Consider the following 23,858-nt stretch of genomic DNA (forward strand, 5'->3'; position numbering starts at 1 on the left):
TGTGCCCTCTAAAGCCGAGAGTTGTGCACCACAGGAGTTTTAAGACGCATGTCTTCCCGCAATAATCCGGCGCGTGTCGCCATCGTGATGGGGTCCAAAAGCGACTGGGCTACCATGCAGTTCGCCGCCGAAATCTTCGAAATCCTGAATGTCCCGCACCACGTTGAAGTGGTTTCTGCTCACCGCACCCCCGATAAGCTGTTCAGCTTCGCCGAAAGCGCCGAAGAGAACGGTTATCAGGTGATTATTGCGGGCGCAGGCGGCGCAGCGCACCTGCCTGGTATGATTGCCGCCAAAACGCTGGTGCCAGTGCTGGGCGTGCCAGTACAGAGCGCCGCACTGAGCGGTGTCGATAGCCTCTACTCCATCGTACAAATGCCGCGCGGCATTCCGGTGGGTACGCTGGCGATTGGTAAAGCTGGCGCGGCAAACGCGGCGTTACTGGCAGCACAAATTCTTGCGACTCATGATAAAGAACTGCACCAGCGTCTGAATGACTGGCGCAAAGCCCAGACCGACGAAGTGCTGGAAAACCCGGACCCGCGAGGTGCGGCATGAAACAGGTTTGCGTCCTCGGTAACGGGCAGTTAGGCCGTATGCTGCGCCAGGCAGGTGAACCGTTAGGCATTGCTGTCTGGCCGGTCGGGCTGGACGCTGAACCGGCGGCGGTGCCTTTTCAACAAAGCGTGATTACCGCTGAGATCGAACGCTGGCCGGAAACCGCATTAACCCGCGAGCTGGCGCGTCATCCGGCCTTTGTGAACCGCGATGTGTTCCCGATTATTGCCGACCGTCTGACTCAGAAGCAGCTTTTCGATAAGCTCCACCTGCCGACCGCACCGTGGCAGTTACTTGCCGATCGCAGCGAGTGGCCTGCGGTGTTTGAGCGTTTAGGTGAACTGGCGATTGTTAAGCGTCGCACTGGTGGCTATGACGGTCGCGGTCAATGGCGTTTACGTGCCAATGAAACCGAACAGTTACCGGCAGAGTGTTACGGCGAATGTATTGTCGAGCAGGGCATTAACTTCTCTGGTGAAGTGTCGCTGGTTGGCGCACGCGGATTTGATGGCAGCACCGTGTTTTATCCGCTGACGCATAACCTGCATCAGGACGGTATTTTGCGCACCAGCGTCGCTTTTCCGCAGGCCAATGCGCAGCAGCAAGCGCAAGCCGAAGAGATGCTGTCGGCGATTATGCAGGAGCTGGGCTATGTGGGCGTGATGGCGATGGAGTGTTTTGTCACCCCGCAAGGTCTGCTGATCAACGAACTGGCACCGCGTGTGCATAACAGCGGTCACTGGACACAAAACGGTGCCAGCATCAGCCAGTTTGAGCTGCATCTGCGGGCGATTACCGATCTGCCGTTACCGCAACCGGTAGTGAATAGTCCGTCGGTGATGATCAACCTGATTGGTAGCGATGTGAATTATGACTGGCTGAAACTGCCGCTGGTGCATCTGCACTGGTACGACAAAGAAGTCCGTCCGGGGCGTAAAGTGGGGCATCTGAATTTGACCGACAGCGACACATCGCGTCTGACCGCGACGCTGGAAGCCTTGATCCCGCTGCTGCCGCCGGAGTATGCCAGCGGCGTGATGTGGGCGCAGAGTAAGTTCAGTTAAGCAGGTGCTCATTTGATTGCCGGATGCGGCGTAAACGCCTTATCCGGCTTACCGCTCCGGTACCCATTGTAGGCCTGATAAGACGCGTCAAGCGTCGCATCAGGCATGGTGCACCGATTGCCGGATGCTCTCATCACTACAGCGAAATACAGGTCCCCGCTTCGCCCGCCAGCGTCTCTTCAATTCGCGATAACGCCCCAATCCACGCGGGTTTACCACGGCTTCTGACATAACCACTTACCGCCGTTACCTTCGGCCCCATCGAACCATAGGCTTTGGCAAATGGCGCTAACTCATCCGGTGTGGCATGGCGAATGGCGCGTTGCTGCGGCGTTCCCCAGTTTTCATAAACCGCGTCAGCATCGGTGAGGATCACCAGTCCATCGGCATTAATCTGCTCGGCGAGCAACGCAGCGGCGAGATCTTTATCAATCACCGCTTCACTCCCTGCCCCATCTTCCGTCACAGGCACACCGCCGCCGCCACTGCAAATCACCACATGCCCCTCTTTGAGCAACAACTCGATGGCTTCGCTGTCGAGAATTTTACGCGGTTGCGGAGACGCCACCACCCGGCGCAAATATTTACCATCACGTTTCATCTGCCAGCCGTAAGCCGCTTCCAGTGCCTTTTGTTCTTCTGGCTGATAAACCGGACCAATAAATTTCTCTGGCTGCAAAAACGCCGGATCATCAGGCGAAACCTCAATGCGCGTCAGCACCGTCGTGACAGGCGGCATCTGCGGCTGTGCGCTCAAACTCTGCGCCAGCATATAGCCAATCATCCCCTGGCTTTCCGCCACCAGCACATCCAGCGGATACGGATCTACCTCTTTCCACGCCAGATTCTGCAATGCCAGCAGCCCCACCTGCGGCCCATTGCCGTGAACAATCGCCAGCCGATAAGAACGGGCCAGGCGCGCCAGCGCGGGTACAGCACTGGCGATATTGCGATATTGATTTTCTGCCGTCAGCGCCTCACCGCGCTGGAGTAAGGCGTTGCCCCCAAGAGCTACAACCAGTGTTTTCATGGTGTTCCTTGTAATAATTGTTGACCAAGCCAGAACCCCAGCAGCGTATCTGCCCCTGACGTGTGCCCCAGCGCCAGCAGCGAATCAATCGCAACAGCGGTACGTTTCGGGCAACTCAGAGCATGAACAAAGTGCAGGAGTGGCGAGGCGAAATATCCTTGCGCGGCGTAGCGTAAATAACTGACGCTCACCGCTGTGGTAACGAGTTGAAGATTGTCGGAGCAGGCAAAAAACTGGCGACCGGAGCGCGCATCTAAAGCGCCATAATACCAGGCCGCCAGCAGCATTCCGCTCAACGTGTCATCATGACTTGGCGTTAATCCGGGGCCTTTACCCAGCCAGTGCCGCCAGTCGGTCTTAACGCCATTGAGCGCGGCCTGAAAACAGTGACGAAACTGGCGTAATTCAGCGGTCAGCGGATCGCTTGCCGCCATCGCCAGTGGTCCGAAAAGTCCGGTTTCCTCCGCGCGTTGCATCCATGCAGCTGCAAGCGGTTGAGGATGTGAAGGCGGCGTAATACGCAGCAAACAATAACGCTGTGGCTGTTTAACCGTGAAACGCCCGAGGCGAATCCCTTGAGCCACAACCTGTGGTCGTTCATTGCCGCATAATCCACCGCATAACGCATCGAATTGCGCGCGGCGAAGCACCCATCCTCCGGGGCCGAAACCACTACCCTGACGATGCAGCGTTAACAGTTCGCCGCTTTCCGTCATCAGGTTAATCGCCCGTCGCCACACTCCCGCTAACCGCCAGGACTGGCGATAATTCGGTGCACTACGGCTGGCAAGCAGAGGATGGATGATCGTCATTGCGCGTTCCTCAACCAATCCCCATGCTTTCAGCCAGTGCTTCCAGCGCCTGTTCAAAACACGCCAGCGGTGCCCGCACAGTGCCTGCGCCAATCTGCCCGATCCCCGCCTCTTTATGGGCGATACCGGTATTGATGAGTGGCGTAATGCCGGTTTCTACCACGCGACGAATGTCCAGTCCCAGGCACGCGCCCTGAAAATCCCAGCCTGGGATCTGCAACTGCATATTGCGCTCAAGGTAAATTTCCGCCATCTCTTCAGATACCGCTCTGGCCGCTTCCATGCCACCCGCACCGACAAAGCGCGTTACGCCAGGCGCTGCGATCATTGCCGCACCTCCGATACCAAAGGTTTCGGTAATCGCGCTATCGCCCATATCCGGGTTCGCCTGCTCCTGCGAGAAGCCGGTGAAAAACAGACCTTGCGGAGTGTTTACAGGCGCAGTAAACCAGCGTTCGCCCAGCCCGCTTACCCGAATCCCGAACATATTGCCGTTGCGGGTCATTGCCGTGACGATGCTGCCTGCGCGGATCATCGCGCCAGCATCCATCGCCGCCTTGCAGTAAGCCATCGCGAGGTTGAGGAAGAACTGATCGGTCACGCTGAGGAAATCCATCACTTCGGCGATGTGCTGTTTATCATGATCGAGGCGAGCAATTTGTGGGGCCAGCGCACGCATTAACAGTGCAGAGGAAGCAATATTGCGTTGATGGAACTCATCGCCCATCGTAATGCCCTGCGCCATCATCGCCGTGAGATCGATACCGCGCTCCATGCGCCCCAGCGCCGCGCTTAATACTGGCATTAACACATCGCGCATCCAGCGATGGCGAGTCAGGACATCTTCGCCGTAAGCGCCAAAACGCATCACTTTGCCGATACCTTCGTTGAGGTTGCAGTACGCCCGGTTGCCGTCGGTCACGTTCTCGACCACCAGCATCGGCATACTGGCAGAAGTAATGCCGCCCATTGGCCCGACGGCATTCACATGGTGACAAGGAATGAAGTTCACTTCCCCCTGCTCCAGTATTGCCAGCGCCTGCGCTTCATCTTTCGCCCAGCCTTCGAACAGACATGCGCCCACGCACGCCCCTTTCATGGGTCCGGTCATCTCCTGCCAGCGCATTGGCGGCCCGGCGTGAAGCAGTGTTTTGCCCTCGTTTAGTTCGCTGATAAGTGAAGAAGCCGGTTGCACATCCAGCCAGTGTGGACGAGCGCGACGAATTTGTTCGATAACCGCAGCATTGGCTTGCGCCACTGATGTAAACATGGGAACCCCTTATTGCAAACGTTCTAATAAACGAGCCAGTTTTTTATTGCCGCCGGCGACTGGCGACCATTGGTAATGCACAACCGGTTTGCTGGCGCTTTGTAGCTCCAGCGCAAAGCTGCGTAATCCGATGTTAATCACGGCGACGTTTTCCAGTAATGACGGTGTGTGTTGCTGAGTGGCAGGCGAAAGCGGACGAATCAGTGCCGCCGCCAGCAAGGTGGCTTCCGGCAGCGAACTCACTACCGCGATCCCTGCATCTTCCAGCGTGGCGATTTGCTGCGAGCGGCATTGCGGGTCACGTTCAGTGCCTGTCACCGTGGCAATGGCATACAGTGGTTGATTGTCTGAACGCGCGGCACAGGCTTTTTGCCAGGCGCTTACCAGCGAGGCGGCAGGATCGGCGGTCGCACCGAAGCCAATCACGACATCAAGCAGCAATACGCGCACTTGCGGTTTAGCGCCGAGATCGGCAATTAACTGATTGCGTAAGGCTGGGTCGATCATCGGATGGGGACGCCCGACGGTGTAGAAATCATCGCCGAGGTCAATAATCTGGTGACCATCGGCGTCGAGCATCATGCCGTGATGATGGGTATCGTCGGCTTCCACGCCAAGGTGCCCGGCAAGTAATCCCGCCGCTTCGGCAGCCAGCGTATCGCCGGTATACAAACCGCAAATAAATCCGCTGCTGGCAGGCGTTATCGCGTTACGTCGCGCCGTAACGCGTGAAAGCAGGCAAGCCAGGCGTGCGGCCTCATCCAGCGAGGAGGCAAACCAGACATTCTCGTCGCAGGCCACCGCCGGGGTATAACCTAAAAACAGCGCCACCGTCGGTTTGCCGGTTGCTTTCATGGCATTAACAATTTTCAGACGCACAGCTTCGGCAGGCGGTTTTGAAACAAATGCCAGCACTTCGCTTTTCTCGTCTGCACTGAGCATTTCCAGCGCCGTCAGCGCACTGATGCCGCCCACTTCACGGCTGAGGTCGCGCCCGCCAAGGCCAATCGCGTGAGTAATTCCCTCCCCTGCCAGCGCAATCTGTGAGCACAGCTCCTGAATCCCGGTACCGGAAGCGCCAATGACGCCAATGTTGCCTTCCGGCATCACGTTAGCAAAAGCCAGCGGCGTGCCGGCAATCATCGACGTACCGCAGTCCGGCCCCATCACCAGCAAGCCTTTTTCTCGCGCGCGGGTTTTAAGTTGGATTTCATCTTCCAGCGTGACGTTATCGGAGAACATCATCACGTTGAGGTTGCGATCCAGCGCCTGATTCGCCAGCTCCGCCGCATACTCGCCAGCCACTGAAATCAGCGCCAGACTGGCATCGGATAATTTCTGACAGGCACTGTCCCAGCGACGCACCTGCGTCAAGGACTGGCTGCTGCCTGACCCCTGCGCCAGTTGTTTTAGCGCCTCTTCAAGCTGCTGCATAATCGCCTGCGCGATCCCCGCATCCGCCGCTTCGCTACGAATTGCCACGCAAATATCGTTCGGCGTGGCGTTATTAAAATCGTCATGCCAGAAACCTGTGGTATCTAATAACGCTTTATTGGCGGGCGTACCCATCATTACGGAAACATCATCAACATTTTCTGATTCGCTGAGTTTTCGTGAAATAATCATTAAACTGACCGAATCCTGAAAACACCCTTTTTTAATAAAGGCGTGGATCATAACAACTCCTTAAAAATTGCACCCATGGCAATTGCACGAGCAGTGTTAATGTGGCGATTACGGTATCGATGACAACGGGTAAATAAGGTGATGAATATCACACAGGGATTATTAACAAAAGAATTCAAATAACCGCCATGCTATTACGTGTTATTTTTTAATAAGCGTGGTTGTTTTAAAAACCAGGTTAAAAGCGAGCGGATTATCAAATAAATTCTAACTATATTTTTTTGCCTGTCTGGATCACATAATCCAGATATTTTCCCTGTATGTTAATTGCAGTCATGCTTCACACCGTCGTTAAAAAGGAAGACAGATGAAAATCAGTCGGGAAACACTCCACCAGCTAATTGAGAATAAACTCTGCCAGGCTGGGTTAAAACGTGAGCACGCTGCAACCGTGGCTGAAGTATTGGTTTACGCCGATGCCAGAGGGATCCACTCTCATGGCGCGGTGCGCGTGGAATACTACGCGGAACGCATTTCAAAAGGCGGCACCAACCGCGAACCGGAGTTTCGTCTTGAGGAAACCGGGCCGTGCTCGGCAATTTTACATGCCGACAATGCCGCCGGACAGGTCGCGGCGAAAATGGGTATGGAACATGCCATCAAAACCGCCCAGCAAAATGGCGTTGCGGTGGTCGGTATCAGCCGGATGGGTCACAGCGGCGCAATCTCTTATTTTGTGCAGCAGGCAGCCCGCGCCGGATTCATTGGCATTTCGATGTGCCAGTCCGATCCAATGGTGGTGCCGTTTGGCGGCGCGGAAATTTACTACGGTACTAACCCCCTGGCCTTTGCCGCGCCGGGAGAAGGCGACGAGATCCTTACCTTTGATATGGCGACTACCGTACAGGCATGGGGAAAAGTGCTCGACGCCCGCTCGCGTAATATGTCTATCCCGGATACCTGGGCGGTCGATAAAAACGGTGCACCAACAACCGATCCGTTCGCGGTACATGCTCTGCTCCCCGCCGCCGGGCCAAAAGGGTATGGCCTGATGATGATGATTGACGTCCTCTCAGGCGTCTTACTCGGCTTACCGTTCGGGCGACAGGTTAGTTCGATGTATGACGATTTACACGCAGGGCGTAATTTGGGGCAATTACATATAGTTATTAATCCGAACTTTTTCTCCTCCAGCGAATTATTCCGTCAACATCTTAGCCAGACCATGCGCGAATTAAATGCCATTACCCCCGCGCCCGGTTTTAACCAAGTTTATTATCCCGGACAGGATCAGGATATTAAACAACGCAAAGCCGCCGTCGAAGGCATCGAAATTGTTGATGATATTTACCAGTATTTAATTTCCGACGCGCTTTATAACACGTCATACGAAACGAAAAATCCCTTTGCGCAATAATTATTGAGACAGGACTTTCTTATGATTACACATTTTCGTCAAGCCATAGAAGAAACGCTGCCCTGGCTTTCCTCTTTTGGCGCTGACCCAACGGGTGGGATGACCCGTTTACTTTATTCGCCGGAATGGCTGGAAACCCAGCAGCAATTTAAAAAAAGAATGGCAGCAAGTGGGCTGGAAACACGTTTCGATGAAGTAGGGAATTTATACGGTCGCCTGAATGGTACCGAATATCCACAGGAAGTGATTCTGAGCGGTTCGCATATCGATACCGTGGTTAACGGCGGTAACCTCGACGGGCAATTCGGCGCGCTGGCGGCGTGGCTGGCAATTGACTGGCTGAAAACGCAATACGGCGCGCCGCTACGTACGGTCGAAGTAGTGGCGATGGCAGAAGAAGAAGGCAGCCGCTTCCCGTATGTCTTCTGGGGCAGTAAAAATATCTTTGGGCTGGCGAATCCTGACGACGTGCGGAATATCTGTGATGCCAAAGGAAATAGTTTTGTCGATGCGATGAAGGCTTGCGGATTTACTCTTCCGAACGCCCCACTAACTCCGCGTCAGGATATTAAAGCCTTTGTTGAACTGCATATTGAACAGGGCTGTGTGCTGGAAAGTAATGGGCAATCAATTGGCGTGGTGAATGCAATTGTCGGGCAGCGTCGTTATACGGTAACGCTGAACGGCGAATCAAACCATGCAGGCACCACGCCGATGGGTTATCGTCGTGATACAGTTTACGCTTTCAGTCGCATTTGCCATCAGTCGGTCGAAAAAGCGAAAAGGATGGGCGATCCGCTGGTTCTGACCTTTGGCAAAGTAGAGCCGCACCCGAATACGGTAAATGTGGTGCCGGGTAAAACCACGTTCACCATTGATTGTCGTCATACCGACGCTGCCGTGCTGCGCGATTTCACCCAACAGTTAGAAAACGACATGCGGGCGATTTGCGATGAAATGGACATTGGTATTGATATCGATTTATGGATGGACGAAGAACCCGTGCCGATGAATAAGGAGCTGGTCGCCACCCTGACAGAATTGTGTGAAAGAGAAAAACTGAATTACCGGGTGATGCACAGTGGTGCCGGGCACGACGCGCAAATTTTCGCGCCTCGCGTACCAACCTGCATGATTTTTATCCCCAGCATCAACGGGATCAGCCATAACCCGGCGGAACGCACCAATATTACCGACCTTGCCGAAGGGGTCAAAACGTTGGCACTCATGCTTTATCAACTTGCCTGGCAGAAATAAGGAGTTATAAATGGGATATTTAAATAACGTCACCGGTTACCGCGATGATTTACTGGCTAACCGTGCGATTGTGAAACACGGTAATTTCGCACTGTTAACACCAGACGGTCTGGTAAAAAATATTATTCCGGGCTTTGAAAATTGTGACGCGACAATCCTCTCCACGCCAAAGCTGGGTGCCTCTTTTGTTGATTATCTGGTCACACTGCATCAAAACGGTGGCAACCAACAGGGCTTCGGTGGCGAAGGCATTGAAACGTTCCTGTATGTGATCTCTGGAAATATCACTGCCAAAGCCGAAGGCAAAACATTTGCCTTAAGCGAAGGTGGCTATCTTTATTGCCCGCCAGGCTCCTTAATGACGTTTGTTAACGCCCAGGCCGAAGACAGCCAAATCTTTTTATATAAGCGCCGCTATGTTCCGGTAGAAGGCTATGCACCGTGGCTGGTTTCTGGCAATGCCAGCGAACTGGAACGCATTCACTATGAAGGTATGGACGATGTTATTCTGCTGGATTTTCTGCCCAAAGAGTTAGGTTTTGATATGAACATGCATATCCTCTCTTTTGCACCAGGTGCCAGCCACGGTTATATCGAAACACACGTTCAGGAACACGGTGCCTATATTCTTTCCGGTCAGGGGGTTTATAACCTCGACAATAACTGGATCCCGGTGAAAAAAGGCGATTACATCTTTATGGGCGCTTATTCTTTACAGGCTGGTTATGGTGTAGGGCGTGGTGAAGCGTTCAGCTATATTTACTCGAAAGATTGCAACCGCGACGTAGAGATTTAAGTCATACCACTCGCCTGATTATTTTTAGCTATGTTGGATTTTGCCACGGTTTATACCGTGGCTTTTTTTGTAACATTGCCTGATGCGCTTCGCTTATCAGGCCTACATGATCTCTGCAATATATAGAATTTGCGCGATTTTCAGGAAGGATATAGTACTCATGCCGCATCCGGCATGAGCACTGCGCTCTTATACGAAATAAATAGCATCCGCTTTAAAGGCAAGAGTCAATTTTTAATTCCCTGACCTATTTTAATGGCGCAGGCAATATTTCGCGCGCTGTTGAAGAGATTGGTTTCACCGCTGGCGAGCACTTCGGCTAAAGGTGCCAGACGTGGCAAAATGCTGAATACCGCATCAATGCCGTACTGGTGCACCACTTCCACGCCATCACCCAATACGCCAGCAATTCCAATCACCGGTACATTAAACTGTTTCGCCACCGACGCCACACCCAGCGGCGCTTTACCGCCTGCCGTTTGCGAGTCGATGCGCCCTTCCCCGGTGATCACCAGTGCTGCGCCCTGCACTGCCTGCGCAAGATTGACCGCATTCAACACAATCTCAATACCTGGTTTAATATCCGCATTGAGAAATACCGCCGCCGCAATACCCATACCGCCCGCAGCGCCGCCGCCCGCCATCTGGCAGACATTAATTTCAGTTTGCTGTTGTAAAACACGGGCGTAATTTTGCAGCCCCTGTTCCAGTTCTTCGACCATTTCCGGCGTTGCCCCTTTTTGCGGGCCAAACACCGCCGCCGCGCCGCGTGCCCCTACCAGCGGGTTATCAACGTCACATGCTACTTCAATATGGCAATTCGCCAGACGCGGATCGCATTCATCCATCTCAATGCTTGCCACGCGCGCTAAATTACCGCCGTTAGCCACCAGCACCTGACCGTCGGCATCAAGGAAACGCACACCGAGCGCCTGCGCCATACCCATACCACCGTCGACCGTCGCACTGCCGCCAATGCCGAGAATAATATGGCGAATGCCGTTATCCAGCGCATGACGAATTAACTCCCCCGTACCAAAACTGGAGGCCAGCAACGGATTACGCTTTTCAGGCGCGACCAGCATCAGGCCACTTGCTGCCGCCATCTCAATCACCGCCGTTTTCCCGTCGCCGGTAAGGCCATAAAAAGCATTCACTTTTTCGCCCATCGGCCCGCAGACTTCAAGCGTCACGATGTTGCCGCCCGTCGCGGCGACCATCGCATCCACCGTTCCTTCGCCGCCATCCGCTATCGGCAAACAGATATAGTTCGCATCGGGAAAGAGGGTCGAAAACCCGGCTTTAATTGCCTGACAACATTTTTCTGCACTTAAGCTCTCTTTAAAAGAGTCTGGCGCAATGACAATCTTCATTATCAATCCTTTTTCAACAAATTATTCGATACGTTCCCACGGAATAAGGTTATCCATAAGAACAGCCAGTAAAATCCCGACCAATAAGCCGTTACTGAGCAGAGGACGAAGCGTTAATGGAAGGTCTTGCAGATACACAGGCGGTAATGCCATTAAAAATATGCCGACAAATAACGGCAATGCGAGTCGATAAATATTGCGAGCGGTAAAGGTTATTTGCTGGCTAAACACCAGCGCGGAAAAGAGTAAAGGCAGATAAGAAACCAGCATGACCGCGCTACTCACGGGTAAAGGGATACTGCAAAACAGTCGTGTGAGTGCCGGAACCAGCGCCACCAGCAGGCAAATAACGCTGCCATAAATAAACGAACGCCGCGTGTAATCGCCTGTCTGGGTTAATAAACCAATGGATGAAACAAACGGTGAAAATGGAATTACTGCCAGCGGTACGGTTAGCAGTGTCATAAATCCGGTCTCCACAAAGCTACGACGATAACGCGTATTCCCCGCGCCCTGCTGCGGATAAAAAACATCCGTGCCCCGAATCGCACCGTAGGTATTGCTGATATTCACCAGACCTGTAATCACCGCCGTCAGAATAATTCCCGGAGACAAAGCACCTCCACTGCCGAGCGGGAACCACTGCCAGTGCAACTCACCGGAGAGCGAGTGCGAAGAAGGAAAGCAAAAGTACCACAACAACCAGCCGGTTATGGTGCCGACCAGCAGGCCATAACGGGCAAAACGTTGCGGCAGGAAGATAATCATCCCCAGTACCAGGCACATCACCGCCACCGAGAGCGCGAACGGCGGTAACTGAATTTTAAAATTTGGGTCGGCTATGCCAAACGGCAGCCCGAGCATACCTTTGAAAAAGATAGTGGTCAGCTGCGCGCCCAGCATCAACATAAACAAGACCATCACCGACGGCGTAAATAACCGTGCCAGGCGATGGCCTAATCCGCTAAAACCAATCAACATCGTCAGCACGCCGGAGAGCGCAATCCCCACCGCCAGGCTGGTAGCGATATCGTTGATCGGTGTCCCGCGCGATGCTTCGCCAAGGGTGATAGTAAGGATGGTTCCCCACCACAGGCCACCCGGCCCTTCCATAATAGCGCGACGATGACCGCAGAACGCCTGAGCGAAGCAGGCCAGTGCGGTAGCAAGAAAAGCATATTGCGTGAGCGTAAGCAGGCTACTTTGCGGCAACTGAAAAGCAGAAAGTAGCGTAGGAGGAACCACAACCGTGTTGCAAAAAATAAAGAAAAACCACTGAAATCCTGATAACAGGCTTTCGCGGCTCACTGCAAAATTGAACATAAACACACCTTAACCGGAGAATGCCCGCCGCAAGGACGGGCATTGCAGGGGCCAGATTACTGCTGATGTTTAAGGATAAATTGACCTTTCGGCGCAACAGGGAAGCCCTGTTCAATGTCGTAAATCACATCACCACGTAAGATGGTTTTCGTGATACGCGCGCCAATGGTACGGCCAACATACGGGCTGACTTTGTGGCGATATTCCAGATCGTCATTGGTAAGAACATAGCTGCTATTCGGCTGAATGAAGACGAAGTCGGCATCTTTTCCTGGGGCGATACGGCCTTTTTGCTGCAGACCGAAAATATCTGCTGCGTTAGTCGCCATTAATTTGCCGAACATTGGCAGAGACATTCCGCGTTTCTGTACCGCTTCATCGAACATCACGTCCATACAGTTTTGCAGACCGGCAATACCGCCCCATGCTTCCATGATGTTGCCGGCTTTCATTTCCGGAGGGCATGGTGAGTGGTCGGAAACCAGGCAGTCGATTTCACCGTTAAACAGTTTTCCCACATGCCTTTCTGGTTTTCCAGATCGCGGATCGGCGGTGAACACTTCGCCAGAGTGCCGATTTCTTCGAACTGATCGGTATCCAGTACAAAGTAATGCGGGCAGGATTCACAAGTAACGTCCTGACCTTCCTGACGTGCACGAGTCACTTCTTCAACGCCTTCCGGGCTGCTGATATGGCAAACGTGCAGACGGCAACCGGCAACTTTCGCCAGATACAGCACGCGGCGAATCGCTTCCACTTCGGTAAATACCGGACGCGAAGCCACATAGTCATGGGCAGTTACGCGACCTTCACGTTTCGCTTCTTCGCCCAGTGCGTCACAGATCAGCGCGTTTTCGCAGTGCACCAACACCGGCTGCCCCAGTTCGCCCAGCTTCTGCGCACCTTTGAAGAACTGCCAGTCGTTTACATCACGGAAGTCGTTGTCGATACCGCGATCGCCACAGGTCGCAACGAAGCATTTGAAGCCGACAACGCCCACTTCATCCAGCTCATGCAGACGGTCGATGTTGTAAGACACCAGGCCACCGAGTTGTGCCGCATCGATAGTCAGCTTGCCTTTAGCGGCATCGAACTTCAGTTCAATTGAAGCGCGGTCAACCGTTGCAGGCAGCTGGTTGAGCGGCATTTCGATCATGGTGGTGATACCACCTTTTGCCGCTGCGCGAGTACCGGTTTCATAACCTTCCCAGTGGCTACGACCCGGTTCAGAAATATGGGTGTGCGCATCAACCATGCCCGGCGAAACCACCAGACCAGACGCATCCATAACTTCTTTTGCATCGCCCAGATCCTGACCGATAGCAGCAATTTTCCCGCCTTTAACGGCGATATCTACAACGCGAGCTTCGTTTTCTAAAATAACGGTGCCGTTTTTAATGATTAAATCAAAAGACATAACAAACTCCTTGTAAAATACAGATTGGTTTTTAACTCAATGTTCAATATCGGGATTAATTAACCTATGGTTTTTTGCTCTCCTGTTTTTTCTGCTGTTGTACGTTTCTTTAATAAGGCGTAGGCCGCAAAGGCGACGATGACGCCGACAAACCATGAAACACGCGATAACGGTTCCATAAAGGGAATAAACTTACCGCCAAGAGATAAAATAACGGCCACCAGAGTTACTGAAAACGCGGTGAGGTTAAAACCGTTATCGTAATATTTATAATCGCCAGGTGCGGTGTACAGTTCATCAAGATTAATTTGCCCACGCATCACCACAAAATAATGTGCCATCATGACACCAATTACCGGACCCAGCATTCCGCCGATGATATCGAGGAACAGATAAATACTGTCCTGATTTTCCATTAATTTCCACGGGCAGATCAGCAGGCTGATAATACTGGCAATCAGTACGCCGTTTTTATAGGTCAGTTTTGTCGGTGCAATGGCAGCAATCTGATAACCGGCCGGAATAATATTACCGGTGGCGTTAGTGGAAATAGTCGTCATCAGAATAACCAGTACCGCAAAGAACGAGGCAAACAGGCTGTCCCAACGCTGAACAATATCCAGCACGTTCCAGGTGTCAGCGCCGTAGTGAATACTGGCTCCGGCAATAATACATACCCCAGCGACCGCAAACAGAATATAGGCCACAACTAAACCCAGCGTTTGCCCCAGCGCTTGCTCACGAAACGAGTGGGCGTTTTGCGTAAAGTCGGATGCGCTCACCGCCGGTGCCGCCCAGACCGCAACTACCGCGTTAATCACCACCAGGAACAAGAATCCACTGTTTTCTGCTTTCTGAATACCGCTCGGAATGTAGTCAAAGATTGGACCGAGCCCGACCAGCGAAATCGCCCAAATCGCCATACTGCCGAAAACGATATAGATGCACGGGTTAAGAATGGCAGTGAATTTATTTAAAACTTTGCCACCGCCAAAACCTATACCAACGTTGACCAGCCAGAAGAGTAAGAAAGTAATTAAGCCCGGTAGAGAAAGCCCTAACAGCGTGAAATCACCACCGAGAGTTAAAAATCCCGGCCAGATTTTGCCAATCAGAATCAAGCAGGCCAGTGACCCCGCGTAACATTGCAGGCCAAACCACATAATGGCAGCAATACCGCCTCTTAATAATCCGGGAAACAGTGCGCCACGTACGCCGTAAGAAGCACGCAGGATCATGGCAAACGGTACGCCGTATTTACTGCCCGCAGCGCCGTTTAATACCATTACCGCGGCAATGAAAAAGGCGCTGAGGATAATTGCCAGCATAATACTAAAGGTAGACAAGCCGAGAATAAAAAAGCCGCCGACCATCACATAATTGGGAACGTTATGAACCGAACCCATCCATAAGGTAAAATAGTTAAATGTTTTCCAGGTCCGCTGGCTTTGCGTTTTCGGCAATAGATCTTCGCTATAGCCGCGTTGCTGGAATAGTTTTCTCTGATGTTCCATAAATCCCTCTTAATTTCACGTATCGAATAACGTTGTTTTAATCTAGCTATGAGGAACAAATAAAATAAAAATATTATTTTTAATACTGAAGCAACATCTTTGGCTGCTTTCTTTTTTAATATTGCTGGCCGATTCATATTCTGATATCGGCCATTTTTATTGCGGGTATCAGGCCAGTTTATGATTCGCCATTAATTCCAGCGCCTGCACTAACGCAGAGTGATCCAACTGGCTGCCACCGTTTGCCGCACAGGTATTAAATAACTCCTGGCAGGTCGCGGTGTTTGGCAGATTCAGCGCAAGTGCTTTCGCACTTTGCAGTGCCAGGTTGAGATCTTTCTGGTGCAGCGCAATTTTGAAACCTGGATTAAAGGTGCGTTTAATCATGCGCTCACCGTGAACTTCCAGAATACGTGAGGAAGCAAAGCCGCCCATCAGCGCCTGGCGCACACGTACCGGGTCCGCACCGGCTTTTGAAGCAAATAGCAGGGCTTCAGAAACCGCTTCAATATTGAGCGCCACGATAATCTGATTTGCCACTTTGCAGGTTTGACCGTCGCCGTTACCGCCCACGAGGGTGATATTTTTACCGAGCAGTTCAAACAGCGGTTTAACACGTTCAAATACCGCTTCATCACCGCCAACCATAATCGACAACGTCCCTTCACGCGCACCGATTTCACCGCCGGAGACTGGCGCATCGAGATAATCGCCGCCCAGTTCATTCACCTGACGAGCGAAACGCTTAGTTTCAATCGGGGAAATGGAGCTCATATCAACAATGGTTTTGCCCTTCAGCGAGGCTTTGGTACAACCATTTTCACCGAACAGAACTTCTTCAACCTGTGGTGTATCTGGCACCATAATAAAAATGATGTCCGATGCTTCCGTTACCTGGCGCGCAGTTTCAACACTGACGGCACCCAGTGACAGTAATTCATCAGCAACCGGTCCAATGGTCGTGACATGCAGTTGATGACCGGCACGCGCCAGATTAATGGCCATCGGTGTACCCATAATGCCTAAGCCAATAAATCCCAGTTTCATAATTAACCTCTTTTAAATTTCGCTTTTCCTGAATTCAGACAACACGATCCCCTGCCAACTTAGCGGCCTAAAAAAGCATTGTCTGAATAGCGTTACGTTTTAACGGTACGGATCCATCCAGCGTAAACCAGCTTCCGTGGTGGTTTGGGGTTTATATTCACACCCAACCCAACCGTTGTAGTCAGAGTTTTCAATTACCGTAAAGAGATATTCGTAATTAATTTCTCCGGTTCCCGGTTCGCCGCGATGCGGATTATCAGCAATTTGCAGGTGACCAATTTTATCGGCCCACTGAGTCATGGTGTTGGTTAATTCACCTTCCATCCGCTGCATGTGATAAATGTCATACTGAATTTTCAAATTGCAGCAACCAACATCATCAATCAATTTCAGCGCCTGCCGAGTTCCGGTGAGATGGAAACCAGGAATATCAAAATGGTTAATAGGTTCAATCAGTAATAAAATATCTTCTTTCATCAGCATATTCGCGGCATAACGCAGGTTTTCTACAAGCGTTGCGTGAATCTGTTCACTACTGAAACCAGCCGGCGTTTTACCGACCAGACAGTTAATTTTTTTATTCCCCAGCGCACGGGCATAACGAATCGCTGCTGCTACGCCATCCCGAAACTCTTCTTCACGGCCAGGAATACAGGCAATACCGCGCTCCCCCGCCGCCCAGTCACCCGCCGGTAGATTGTGCAGCGTATGTTCGAGTTTATTACTCGCCAGCACCTGTTTTAATTCTTCAATGTCGTAGTCATAAGGAAACATAAATTCAACGCCGCGAAAACCACACTGCGCAGCTTTCTCAAAACGGGCGAGAAAATCATATTCTCCAAATAACATCGATAAATTAGCAGAGAAACGTAACATTATTTATCTCCCTTATTCATAGTGCATGAAGCAGGTTTCAGTCGGTGCGTCCGCTGCGTTATCGGCGATATCTTCAAATTCCATGACGTTATCCAGTTCGCTGCCCATCGAAATATTGGTCACACGCTCGAGAATAACTTCCACGACTACCGGTACCCGATATTGCGCCATTAAGGCTTTCGCCTGTTCAAAGGCTGGCGCAATATCTTCCGGTTTGAAGACGCGAATCGCTTTACAACCTAAACCTTCCGCTACTTTTACGTGGTCGACGCCGTAACCGTTCACTTCGCTGGAGTTGATATTCTCGAAAGCGAGTTGCACGCAGTAGTCCATATCAAACGCGCGCTGCGACTGGCGAATCAGCCCCAGATAAGCGTTATTGACCAGTACATGGATGTACGGAATTTTGAACTGCGCGCCAACGGCTAACTCTTCAATCAGGAACTGGAAGTCAAAGTCGCCAGAAATCGCCACCACATTGCGTTTCGGATCAGCGGCACAAACCCCTAGCGCAGCCGGAATCGTCCAGCCTAACGGACCAGCCTGACCACAGTTGATCCAGTGGCGGTCTTTAAAGACATGCAGCATTTGCGCAGCGGCAATTTGCGACAGACCAATGGTGGTGACATAGCAAACATCACGTCCAAAAGCTTTGTTCATCTCTTCATACACGCGCTGCGGTTTCACCGGCACGTTGTCGAAGTGTGTTTTACGCAACAAAGTACGTTTGCGCTGCTGGCACTCAGCAACCCACTCTTTACGGCATGGCAGACGCCCTGCTTTTTGCATTTCCTGCGCCACTTCAACCAGCAGTGTCAGCGCCGCTTTAGCATCAGAGACAATCCCCAGATCCGGACACAGCACGCGGCCAATTTGCGTCGGCTCAATATCGATATGAACGATTTTGCGCCCTTCGGTGTATTTCTCTACCGAACCGGTATGACGGTTAGCAAAACGGTTACCGATACCAAACACCATGTCGGACGCCAGCAACGTTGCGTTACCGTAACGATGCGCGGTTTGCAGACCGACCATCCCGGCCATCAGTTCATGATCGTCCGGGATACAGCCCCAGCCCATCAGCGTTGGGATCACCGGAACGCTGGTCAGTTCAGCAAACTGTTGTAACAGTGCAGCTGCGTCAGCATTAATTACCCCGCCCCCGGCAACAATCACCGGACGTTCGGCCTGGATTAACATTTCTACAGCTTTTTCGATCTGCATACGGCTGGCAGCAGGTTTGTAGACCGGCAGCGGTTCGTACATGTCAGGATCAAACTCGATTTCCGCAACCTGAACGTCGAACGGTAAATCCACCAGTACCGGACCCGGACGACCAGAACGCATCAGGTGAAATGCCTGTTGCAGCACGCGAGGCACCAGCGCCGCTTCACGAACTGTAACCGCCATTTTGCTGACCGGTTTAGCAATTGCTTCAATATCTACGGCCTGAAAATCTTCTTTATGCAGACGGGCGCGCGGTGCCTGGCCGGTAATGCACAGAATAGGAATGGAATCAGCAGAAGCGGAATAGAGCGCGGTGATCATGTCCGTGCCCGCAGGACCGGAAGTCCCCAGACATACGCCGATATTTCCTGCCGTTGCGCGGGTATAACCTTCCGCCATGTGCGAAGCACCTTCCACATGACGCGCCAGAATGTGACGAATACCGCCGTGCTTACGCATCGCTGAGTAGAACGGATTGATTGCAGCTCCCGGAACACCGAAGGCGGTGGTGATACCTTCTTTCTCCAGCACATACATTGCCGCGTCAACGGCTCTCATTTTTGCCATTTTATTCCTACCTCTATTTATTGGAAAATTTTTCCAACTTTCAAATTTTGTCAAAAAAACCCGCTCCGCAGAGCGGGATGCGACAGACATTATGGATGTGCTTTCAGTCCCAACGCCGTGCTGATATCGCGGGCGGTGTCTCTGACCAGCTCACCCTGACTGACAAAACGATCTTCTGTCAGTCTTGATGAAGGCCCGGAGATGGAGATAGCGGCAACAACACTACCTACATCATCGTAAATTGCTGAAGCTAAGCAATTCAGACCTACAACATGCTCTTCTTTATCTACGGTATAGCCCAGTTCACGCGCTTGTTCCAGGTCCTTCAGCAAGGTGGGCATATCCACAAGCGTAGTTGGCGTAAACTGCTGCAAACCGGTTTGCAGAATGATGCTCATCAACTCCTCTTCCGCCAGCGGATAAAGCAGCGCTTTGCCCGCACCGGAAGCATGCAGCGGCAGACGACTGCCCAGTGGCGCACACATCCTGACCATTGATTTACACTCTAACTGACCAATTAATACTGCTTCATTGCCGTTACGGATCGCGACATTGACCGTTTCGCCGGAAAGTAACATCAGGCGGCGCATAAACGGCCCGGCGACGGAGAGGACATCGCGGTTATGGATGTACGCCGCACCGACGTTAAAGACACCTAATCCTATATGCCACCAGCCTAATTGACTGTCCTGATAGACAAAATCCGCTGCTTGTAAAACCTTCAGCAAGCGAAAGGTCGTGGAGAGCGGCAAATCCAGATTGAGAGAAATATCGCTAACCGACGAACTTCCCCCACTTTTTTCCAGATATTGCAGAATCGCAATTCCCCGCTCTAACGCCTGTGCGCCCTTCTGTGCCACAGGCTCCGCCTGTCCTGGCCTGCCGCGCCGTCTAACTTCCGTCATACCTACGTTAACTCCGACCTACAAGTGAGCATAAACAATGAACAATTAGTTTATCTTATGCAAGTCGGTTGCAGGCGTCACGCAAAACAGAGTTCCTGTTCAGGAATACTTTCAACATCACAGTTGTCACTGCCGCCGCGATCGATGGTCAGAAAATCGGTGACGCGCTGCCAGGCGAAAAGTGGGTGATGCCAGACGTTACGATGGTAATTCACTCCCTGTTCGCCGTTGGTGATAAACGCCCGCAGCGTTGACAGGTCTGGTTTGTCGTCGCCTAACGCCACGACCACCACAAACACTTCACCTTTCATCGGGATAAAGGCCTGAGTGCCCAGCGGATGACGTTCGAGTTCGTGAATGGTCAGCGGCAGATTCGCCGGTTGCGCGCGGTTAATGCTGATAAGCGTACGGTCTTGCTCAAGAATCTCAACCAGCGCCAAATCGTGGTAACGCTCCACCAGGCCATTGTTAATATGGAAAAAATCCCGTTGCTGAGTTTCGATTACGTCGCCATAAGCACTAAAGGCTTCCTGACTTAACGGTAATACCTGAAGTTTCATCTTTTTGTCCTTGTAACATAATTCCGTTCAACCATCGCCGACCGGTCAGCTTGGTTTCAATAACAGGCAATCTAAAACCTTAAGAGAACAACATCAATACAAAAGTTGGAATATTTTTCCAAAACTAGATTTAGTCCACAAATTGAACAGGGTTATCATGTAAAAATACTGATAAATCAGAGGATAAGAAAATCACGCAACTTGCGGATTTAAAAGGGGATACCTGAAGATGTTCGATCCAGAAACCTTGCGGACTTTCATTGCGGTTGCTGAAACAGGAAGTTTTTCAAAAGCGGCAGAACGATTATGTAAAACCACGGCGACGATCAGTTATCGCATTAAACTTCTGGAAGAGAATACCGGAGTAGCGCTGTTTTTCCGTACGACTCGTAGCGTGACGTTGACAGCGGCTGGCGAGCATCTACTTTCCCAGGCCAGAGACTGGCTGAGCTGGCTGGAAAGTATGCCAAGCGAGCTGCAACAGGTGAATGATGGCGTGGAACGCCAGGTGAATATTGTCATCAACAACCTGCTCTACAACCCCCAGGCCGTCGCCCAGTTGCTGGCGTGGCTGAATGAACGTTACCCCTTTACCCAGTTTCACATCTCCCGACAAATCTATATGGGCGTCTGGGATTCGCTATTGTACGAAGGTTTTTCACTGGCTATCGGCGTCACGGGAACCGAGGCGCTGGCAAATACCTTTAGTCTTGATCCCTTAGGATCGGTGCAATGGCGCTTTGTCATGGCGGCGGATCATCCGCTGGCGAACGTTGAAGAGCCGCTAACAGAAGCGCAGTTGCGGCGCTTTCCGGCGGTCAATATTGAAGACAGCGCCCGCACCTTAACCAAACGCGTCGCCTGGCGATTGCCAGGGCAAAAAGAGATTATTGTTCCTGATATGGAAACGAAAATCGCCGCCCATCTTGCGGGCGTTGGCATTGGTTTTTTGCCAAAATCGCTTTGCCAGTCAATGATCGATAATCAACAACTGGTTAGCCGGGTAATCCCAACGATGCGCCCTCCTTCGCCATTGAGTCTGGCATGGCGCAAATTTGGCAGCGGCAAAGCGGTAGAAGATATTGTGACCTTGTTTACCCAGCGCAGGCCGGAAATCAGCGGATTTTTAGAAATTTTCGGCAACCCACGCAGTTAAAAATCAAGTTTCCTTGCGCGTTGGCGCGTAAAATAGCGCGCAAGCTGATTTGAGGTTCACTTTTAACTATGCAAGAGAGACACACGGAACAGGACTATCGTGCCCTGCTGATTGCTGATACGCCCATTATTGATGTTCGCGCCCCTATCGAGTTTGAGCAAGGCGCAATGCCCGCCGCTATCAATCTGCCGTTAATGAATAACGATGAACGCGCCGCCGTTGGCACCTGCTATAAACAGCAAGGCTCAGACGCAGCGCTGGCGCTGGGGCATAAACTGGTGGCGGGTGAAATTCGTCAGCAGCGCATGGACGCCTGGCGGGCAGCGTGCCTGCAAAATCCGCAAGGTATTCTCTGCTGCGCCCGTGGCGGTCAGCGCTCACATATTGTGCAAAGCTGGTTGTATGCAGCGGGGATTGATTATCCGCTGGTGGAAGGCGGTTATAAGGCACTGCGCCAGACCGCGATTCAGGCGACTATTGAACTGGCACAAAAACCGATAGTGCTGATTGGCGGTTGTACTGGCAGCGGTAAAACGCTGTTAGTGCAGCAACAGCCGAACGGTGTTGATCTGGAAGGGCTGGCGCGCCATCGCGGTTCGGCGTTTGGTCGCACGTTACAACCACAACTTAGCCAGGCGAGTTTTGAAAACCTGCTGGCTGCCGAAATGCTGAAAACCGACGCCCGTCAGGATTTGCGCCTGTGGGTGCTGGAAGACGAAAGCCGGATGATCGGTTCGAATCACCTGCCGGAATGCCTGCGCGAGCGAATGACTCAGGCGGCGATTGCGGTGGTAGAAGATCCGTTTGAGATCCGTCTTGAGCGCCTGAACGAAGAGTATTTCTTGCGTATGCATCATGATTTTACCCACGCTTATGGCGACGAACAGGGCTGGCAGGAATATTGCGAATACCTGCATCACGGACTTTCGGCGATTAAGCGTCGGCTGGGGTTACAGCGCTAAAACGAACTCGCTGCCCAGCTGGATACGGCGCTGACAACGCAACTCACCACCGGCAGCACCGACGGTCATCTGGCCTGGCTGGTGCCGTTACTTAAAGAATATTACGACCCAATGTATCGCTATCAGCTTGAGAAAAAAGCGGAAAAAGTTGTCTTTCGCGGTGAGTGGGCGGAAGTGGCGGAATGGGTTAAGGCGCGGTAATGAGGGACGTATTTGTATTAGTCGCGACTTGATCTGACACATGGCCTTGAAAGGTTGAGAGTTACCGGTTTTGATATGAGTGTCGAATCCTTATCCAAAACAAGAGGTAACTCTCATGCTTCATACTGCCAATCCCGTCATCAAACACAAAGCCGGTTTGCTCAATCTGGCTGAAGAACTCAGCAACGTATCAAAAGCCTGTAAAATCATGGGCGTTTCGCGTGATACGTTTTATCGTTACCGCGAACTGGTCGCTGAAGGCGGTGTGGATGCGCAGATTAATCGTAGTCGCCGCGCTCCTAACCTTAAGAACCGTACCGATGAGGCAACTGAACAGGCTGTTGTTGATTACGCCGTCGCTTTCCCGACACATGGTCAGCACCGGGCCAGCAACGAGCTGCGTAAACAGGGGGTTTTTATCTCCGACAGTGGTGTCCGTTCTGTCTGGTTACTCCATAACCTTGAGAATCTCAAAAGACGATACTGAACAAATTTTATCAGGTGACGTTCCGTAAAAAGTTGTATGGAGTTCTCGATGCAGTCGGCGCGACTATCAGTACCCCCGCTGAACCCTGGACTATCGGGCCGCCGTACTGGGGCATGTCACCCTGGCGTGCCGCTGGTTTTCCGCTAATGGTTTATTTCCTCTTTCTTTCCCGGCAAGAATTTATTTTAATCCGGAAGGATTATTTATTTTCAGATAGGGACTCACATTAAACACGTAACATTTTAATTAATGCATGGCTGAATATGTATTACACAATGTCAGATATCGTAAAAGACCAGTGCAATTCTATGTAAACTCTCTGACTGTTCATTTTATTTGTTGTTTCAGGGTCGGAACTCACCCTCAATAAACAACTGAATACGAGTAGATATTCATCGTCTGAGCTATATGGC

Annotated in this window: 18 protein-coding genes and 3 pseudogenes; 8 read left to right on the plus strand and 13 right to left on the minus strand. The window is 51.8% G+C overall.

The features are described 5' to 3' along the window. Window positions 1–48: 48 nt before the first annotated feature. Both purE and purK read left to right on the plus strand, forming a co-directional pair. Window positions 49–558, plus strand: coding sequence for a 5-(carboxyamino)imidazole ribonucleotide mutase (purE, locus tag HGD79_RS09275; protein WP_001295318.1), 510 nt, complete (start codon window positions 49–51; stop codon window positions 556–558). Further along, the gene (gene purK / locus HGD79_RS09280; protein ID WP_000815553.1) at window positions 555–1,622 is read left to right on the plus strand and encodes a 5-(carboxyamino)imidazole ribonucleotide synthase; all 1,068 of its coding nucleotides are present in this window, start codon (window positions 555–557) and stop codon (window positions 1,620–1,622) included. The genes purE and purK overlap by 4 nt, the downstream gene beginning before the upstream one ends. Before the next feature lie 136 nt (window positions 1,623–1,758). Here purK and HGD79_RS09285 read toward each other — a convergent pair whose 3' ends face one another. Genes HGD79_RS09285 through HGD79_RS09300 form a run of 4 tightly spaced genes read right to left on the minus strand, consistent with a single transcriptional unit; the run spans window position 1,759 to window position 6,411 of the window. Next, the gene (locus HGD79_RS09285; RefSeq protein WP_000855356.1) at window positions 1,759–2,652 is read right to left on the minus strand and encodes a carbamate kinase; all 894 of its coding nucleotides are present in this window, start codon (window positions 2,650–2,652) and stop codon (window positions 1,759–1,761) included. Next, a complete protein-coding gene (locus tag HGD79_RS09290) occupies window positions 2,649–3,464 on the minus strand; it encodes a DUF2877 domain-containing protein (protein ID WP_001298986.1) in 816 nt (271 codons plus the stop codon). Before HGD79_RS09290 ends, HGD79_RS09285 begins: the two co-directional genes overlap by 4 nt. A 10-nt stretch (window positions 3,465–3,474) precedes the next feature. Then, the gene (locus HGD79_RS09295) at window positions 3,475–4,734 is read right to left on the minus strand and encodes a DUF1116 domain-containing protein (RefSeq protein ID WP_000495365.1); all 1,260 of its coding nucleotides are present in this window, start codon (window positions 4,732–4,734) and stop codon (window positions 3,475–3,477) included. A gap of 9 nt (window positions 4,735–4,743) precedes the next feature. Beyond that, window positions 4,744–6,411: an acyl-CoA synthetase FdrA gene (locus HGD79_RS09300; protein WP_168848373.1), complete on the minus strand. Its 1,668-nt coding sequence runs from the start codon at window positions 6,409–6,411 to the stop codon at window positions 4,744–4,746. 316 nt (window positions 6,412–6,727) lie between these two features. On the opposite strand from HGD79_RS09300, the gene allD reads away from it, so the two are divergent. From allD to allE, 3 genes are read left to right on the plus strand one after another with little or no spacing between them, the layout of a single operon-like run. Next, a complete protein-coding gene (allD, locus tag HGD79_RS09305; protein WP_000703894.1) occupies window positions 6,728–7,777 on the plus strand; it encodes an ureidoglycolate dehydrogenase in 1,050 nt (349 codons plus the stop codon). Between the two features lie 21 nt (window positions 7,778–7,798). After that, window positions 7,799–9,034, plus strand: coding sequence for an allantoate deiminase (gene allC, locus HGD79_RS09310; RefSeq protein ID WP_001297443.1), 1,236 nt, complete (start codon window positions 7,799–7,801; stop codon window positions 9,032–9,034). 10 nt (window positions 9,035–9,044) lie between these two features. After that, a complete protein-coding gene (gene allE, locus HGD79_RS09315) occupies window positions 9,045–9,830 on the plus strand; it encodes a (S)-ureidoglycine aminohydrolase (RefSeq protein ID WP_000540949.1) in 786 nt (261 codons plus the stop codon). 227 nt (window positions 9,831–10,057) lie between these two features. Here allE and glxK read toward each other — a convergent pair whose 3' ends face one another. From glxK to allA, 9 genes and pseudogenes are all read right to left on the minus strand, one after another. After that, window positions 10,058–11,203, minus strand: coding sequence for a glycerate 3-kinase (glxK, locus tag HGD79_RS09320; RefSeq protein WP_000706355.1), 1,146 nt, complete (start codon window positions 11,201–11,203; stop codon window positions 10,058–10,060). Window positions 11,204–11,224: 21 nt separating this feature from the next. Further along, a complete protein-coding gene (locus tag HGD79_RS09325) occupies window positions 11,225–12,526 on the minus strand; it encodes a uracil/xanthine transporter (protein ID WP_168848374.1) in 1,302 nt (433 codons plus the stop codon). A gap of 56 nt (window positions 12,527–12,582) precedes the next feature. Then, window positions 12,583–13,943, minus strand: a pseudogene (allB, locus tag HGD79_RS09330) (allantoinase AllB). Window positions 13,944–14,002: 59 nt separating this feature from the next. Then, entirely contained in the window at window positions 14,003–15,457 is a 1,455-nt protein-coding gene (locus HGD79_RS09335; protein WP_139496557.1) for a putative allantoin permease, read from the minus strand. A gap of 168 nt (window positions 15,458–15,625) precedes the next feature. Beyond that, on the minus strand, window positions 15,626–16,504 hold the full coding sequence (glxR, locus tag HGD79_RS09340) for a 2-hydroxy-3-oxopropionate reductase (RefSeq protein WP_000765839.1): 879 nt from the start codon (window positions 16,502–16,504) through the stop codon (window positions 15,626–15,628). Window positions 16,505–16,603: 99 nt separating this feature from the next. Next, window positions 16,604–17,380, minus strand: a complete 777-nt coding sequence (gene hyi / locus HGD79_RS09345) for a hydroxypyruvate isomerase (RefSeq protein ID WP_000943560.1) — start codon at window positions 17,378–17,380, stop codon at window positions 16,604–16,606. A 12-nt stretch (window positions 17,381–17,392) separates the two neighbouring features. Further along, window positions 17,393–19,174, minus strand: coding sequence for a glyoxylate carboligase (gene gcl / locus HGD79_RS09350; protein ID WP_001297446.1), 1,782 nt, complete (start codon window positions 19,172–19,174; stop codon window positions 17,393–17,395). Window positions 19,175–19,263: 89 nt separating this feature from the next. Continuing rightward, on the minus strand, window positions 19,264–20,079 hold the full coding sequence (gene allR, locus HGD79_RS09355) for an HTH-type transcriptional repressor AllR (RefSeq protein WP_000141276.1): 816 nt from the start codon (window positions 20,077–20,079) through the stop codon (window positions 19,264–19,266). A 77-nt stretch (window positions 20,080–20,156) separates the two neighbouring features. Continuing rightward, a complete protein-coding gene (gene allA, locus HGD79_RS09360; protein ID WP_000776388.1) occupies window positions 20,157–20,639 on the minus strand; it encodes an ureidoglycolate lyase in 483 nt (160 codons plus the stop codon). 229 nt (window positions 20,640–20,868) lie between these two features. Between allA and allS the strand changes: the two genes are divergently transcribed. The 3 genes and pseudogenes from allS to HGD79_RS09375 all read left to right on the plus strand — a co-directional run. Further along, window positions 20,869–21,795: an HTH-type transcriptional activator AllS gene (gene allS / locus HGD79_RS09365; RefSeq protein WP_000460145.1), complete on the plus strand. Its 927-nt coding sequence runs from the start codon at window positions 20,869–20,871 to the stop codon at window positions 21,793–21,795. 68 nt (window positions 21,796–21,863) lie between these two features. Further along, window positions 21,864–22,958: pseudogene (gene mnmH / locus HGD79_RS09370) on the plus strand (tRNA 2-selenouridine(34) synthase MnmH). Between the two features lie 115 nt (window positions 22,959–23,073). Further along, a pseudogene (locus HGD79_RS09375) lies at window positions 23,074–23,439 on the plus strand (helix-turn-helix domain-containing protein); the annotation flags it as partial. Window positions 23,440–23,858: the final 419 nt, after the last annotated feature.

The sequence above is a fragment of the Escherichia sp. SCLE84 genome, from assembly GCF_012584495.1.
In the GTDB taxonomy this organism is placed as follows: domain Bacteria; phylum Pseudomonadota; class Gammaproteobacteria; order Enterobacterales; family Enterobacteriaceae; genus ECMA0423.

Bases quoted from the DNA above. Each gene is read 5' to 3' on its own strand.
- purE (WP_001295318.1), top strand. From the start codon at position 49: ATGTCTTCCCGCAATAATCCGGCGCGTGTCGCCATCGTGATGGGGTCC.
- purK (WP_000815553.1), top strand. From the start codon at position 555: ATGAAACAGGTTTGCGTCCTCGGTAACGGGCAGTTAGGCCGTATGCTG.
- HGD79_RS09285 (WP_000855356.1), bottom strand. From the start codon at position 2,652: ATGAAAACACTGGTTGTAGCTCTTGGGGGCAACGCCTTACTCCAGCGC.
- HGD79_RS09290 (WP_001298986.1), bottom strand. From the start codon at position 3,464: ATGACGATCATCCATCCTCTGCTTGCCAGCCGTAGTGCACCGAATTAT.
- HGD79_RS09295 (WP_000495365.1), bottom strand. From the start codon at position 4,734: ATGTTTACATCAGTGGCGCAAGCCAATGCTGCGGTTATCGAACAAATT.
- HGD79_RS09300 (WP_168848373.1), bottom strand. From the start codon at position 6,411: ATGATCCACGCCTTTATTAAAAAAGGGTGTTTTCAGGATTCGGTCAGT.
- allD (WP_000703894.1), top strand. From the start codon at position 6,728: ATGAAAATCAGTCGGGAAACACTCCACCAGCTAATTGAGAATAAACTC.
- allC (WP_001297443.1), top strand. From the start codon at position 7,799: ATGATTACACATTTTCGTCAAGCCATAGAAGAAACGCTGCCCTGGCTT.
- allE (WP_000540949.1), top strand. From the start codon at position 9,045: ATGGGATATTTAAATAACGTCACCGGTTACCGCGATGATTTACTGGCT.
- glxK (WP_000706355.1), bottom strand. From the start codon at position 11,203: ATGAAGATTGTCATTGCGCCAGACTCTTTTAAAGAGAGCTTAAGTGCA.
- HGD79_RS09325 (WP_168848374.1), bottom strand. From the start codon at position 12,526: ATGTTCAATTTTGCAGTGAGCCGCGAAAGCCTGTTATCAGGATTTCAG.
- HGD79_RS09335 (WP_139496557.1), bottom strand. From the start codon at position 15,457: ATGGAACATCAGAGAAAACTATTCCAGCAACGCGGCTATAGCGAAGAT.
- glxR (WP_000765839.1), bottom strand. From the start codon at position 16,504: ATGAAACTGGGATTTATTGGCTTAGGCATTATGGGTACACCGATGGCC.
- hyi (WP_000943560.1), bottom strand. From the start codon at position 17,380: ATGTTACGTTTCTCTGCTAATTTATCGATGTTATTTGGAGAATATGAT.
- gcl (WP_001297446.1), bottom strand. From the start codon at position 19,174: ATGGCAAAAATGAGAGCCGTTGACGCGGCAATGTATGTGCTGGAGAAA.
- allR (WP_000141276.1), bottom strand. From the start codon at position 20,079: ATGACGGAAGTTAGACGGCGCGGCAGGCCAGGACAGGCGGAGCCTGTG.
- allA (WP_000776388.1), bottom strand. From the start codon at position 20,639: ATGAAACTTCAGGTATTACCGTTAAGTCAGGAAGCCTTTAGTGCTTAT.
- allS (WP_000460145.1), top strand. From the start codon at position 20,869: ATGTTCGATCCAGAAACCTTGCGGACTTTCATTGCGGTTGCTGAAACA.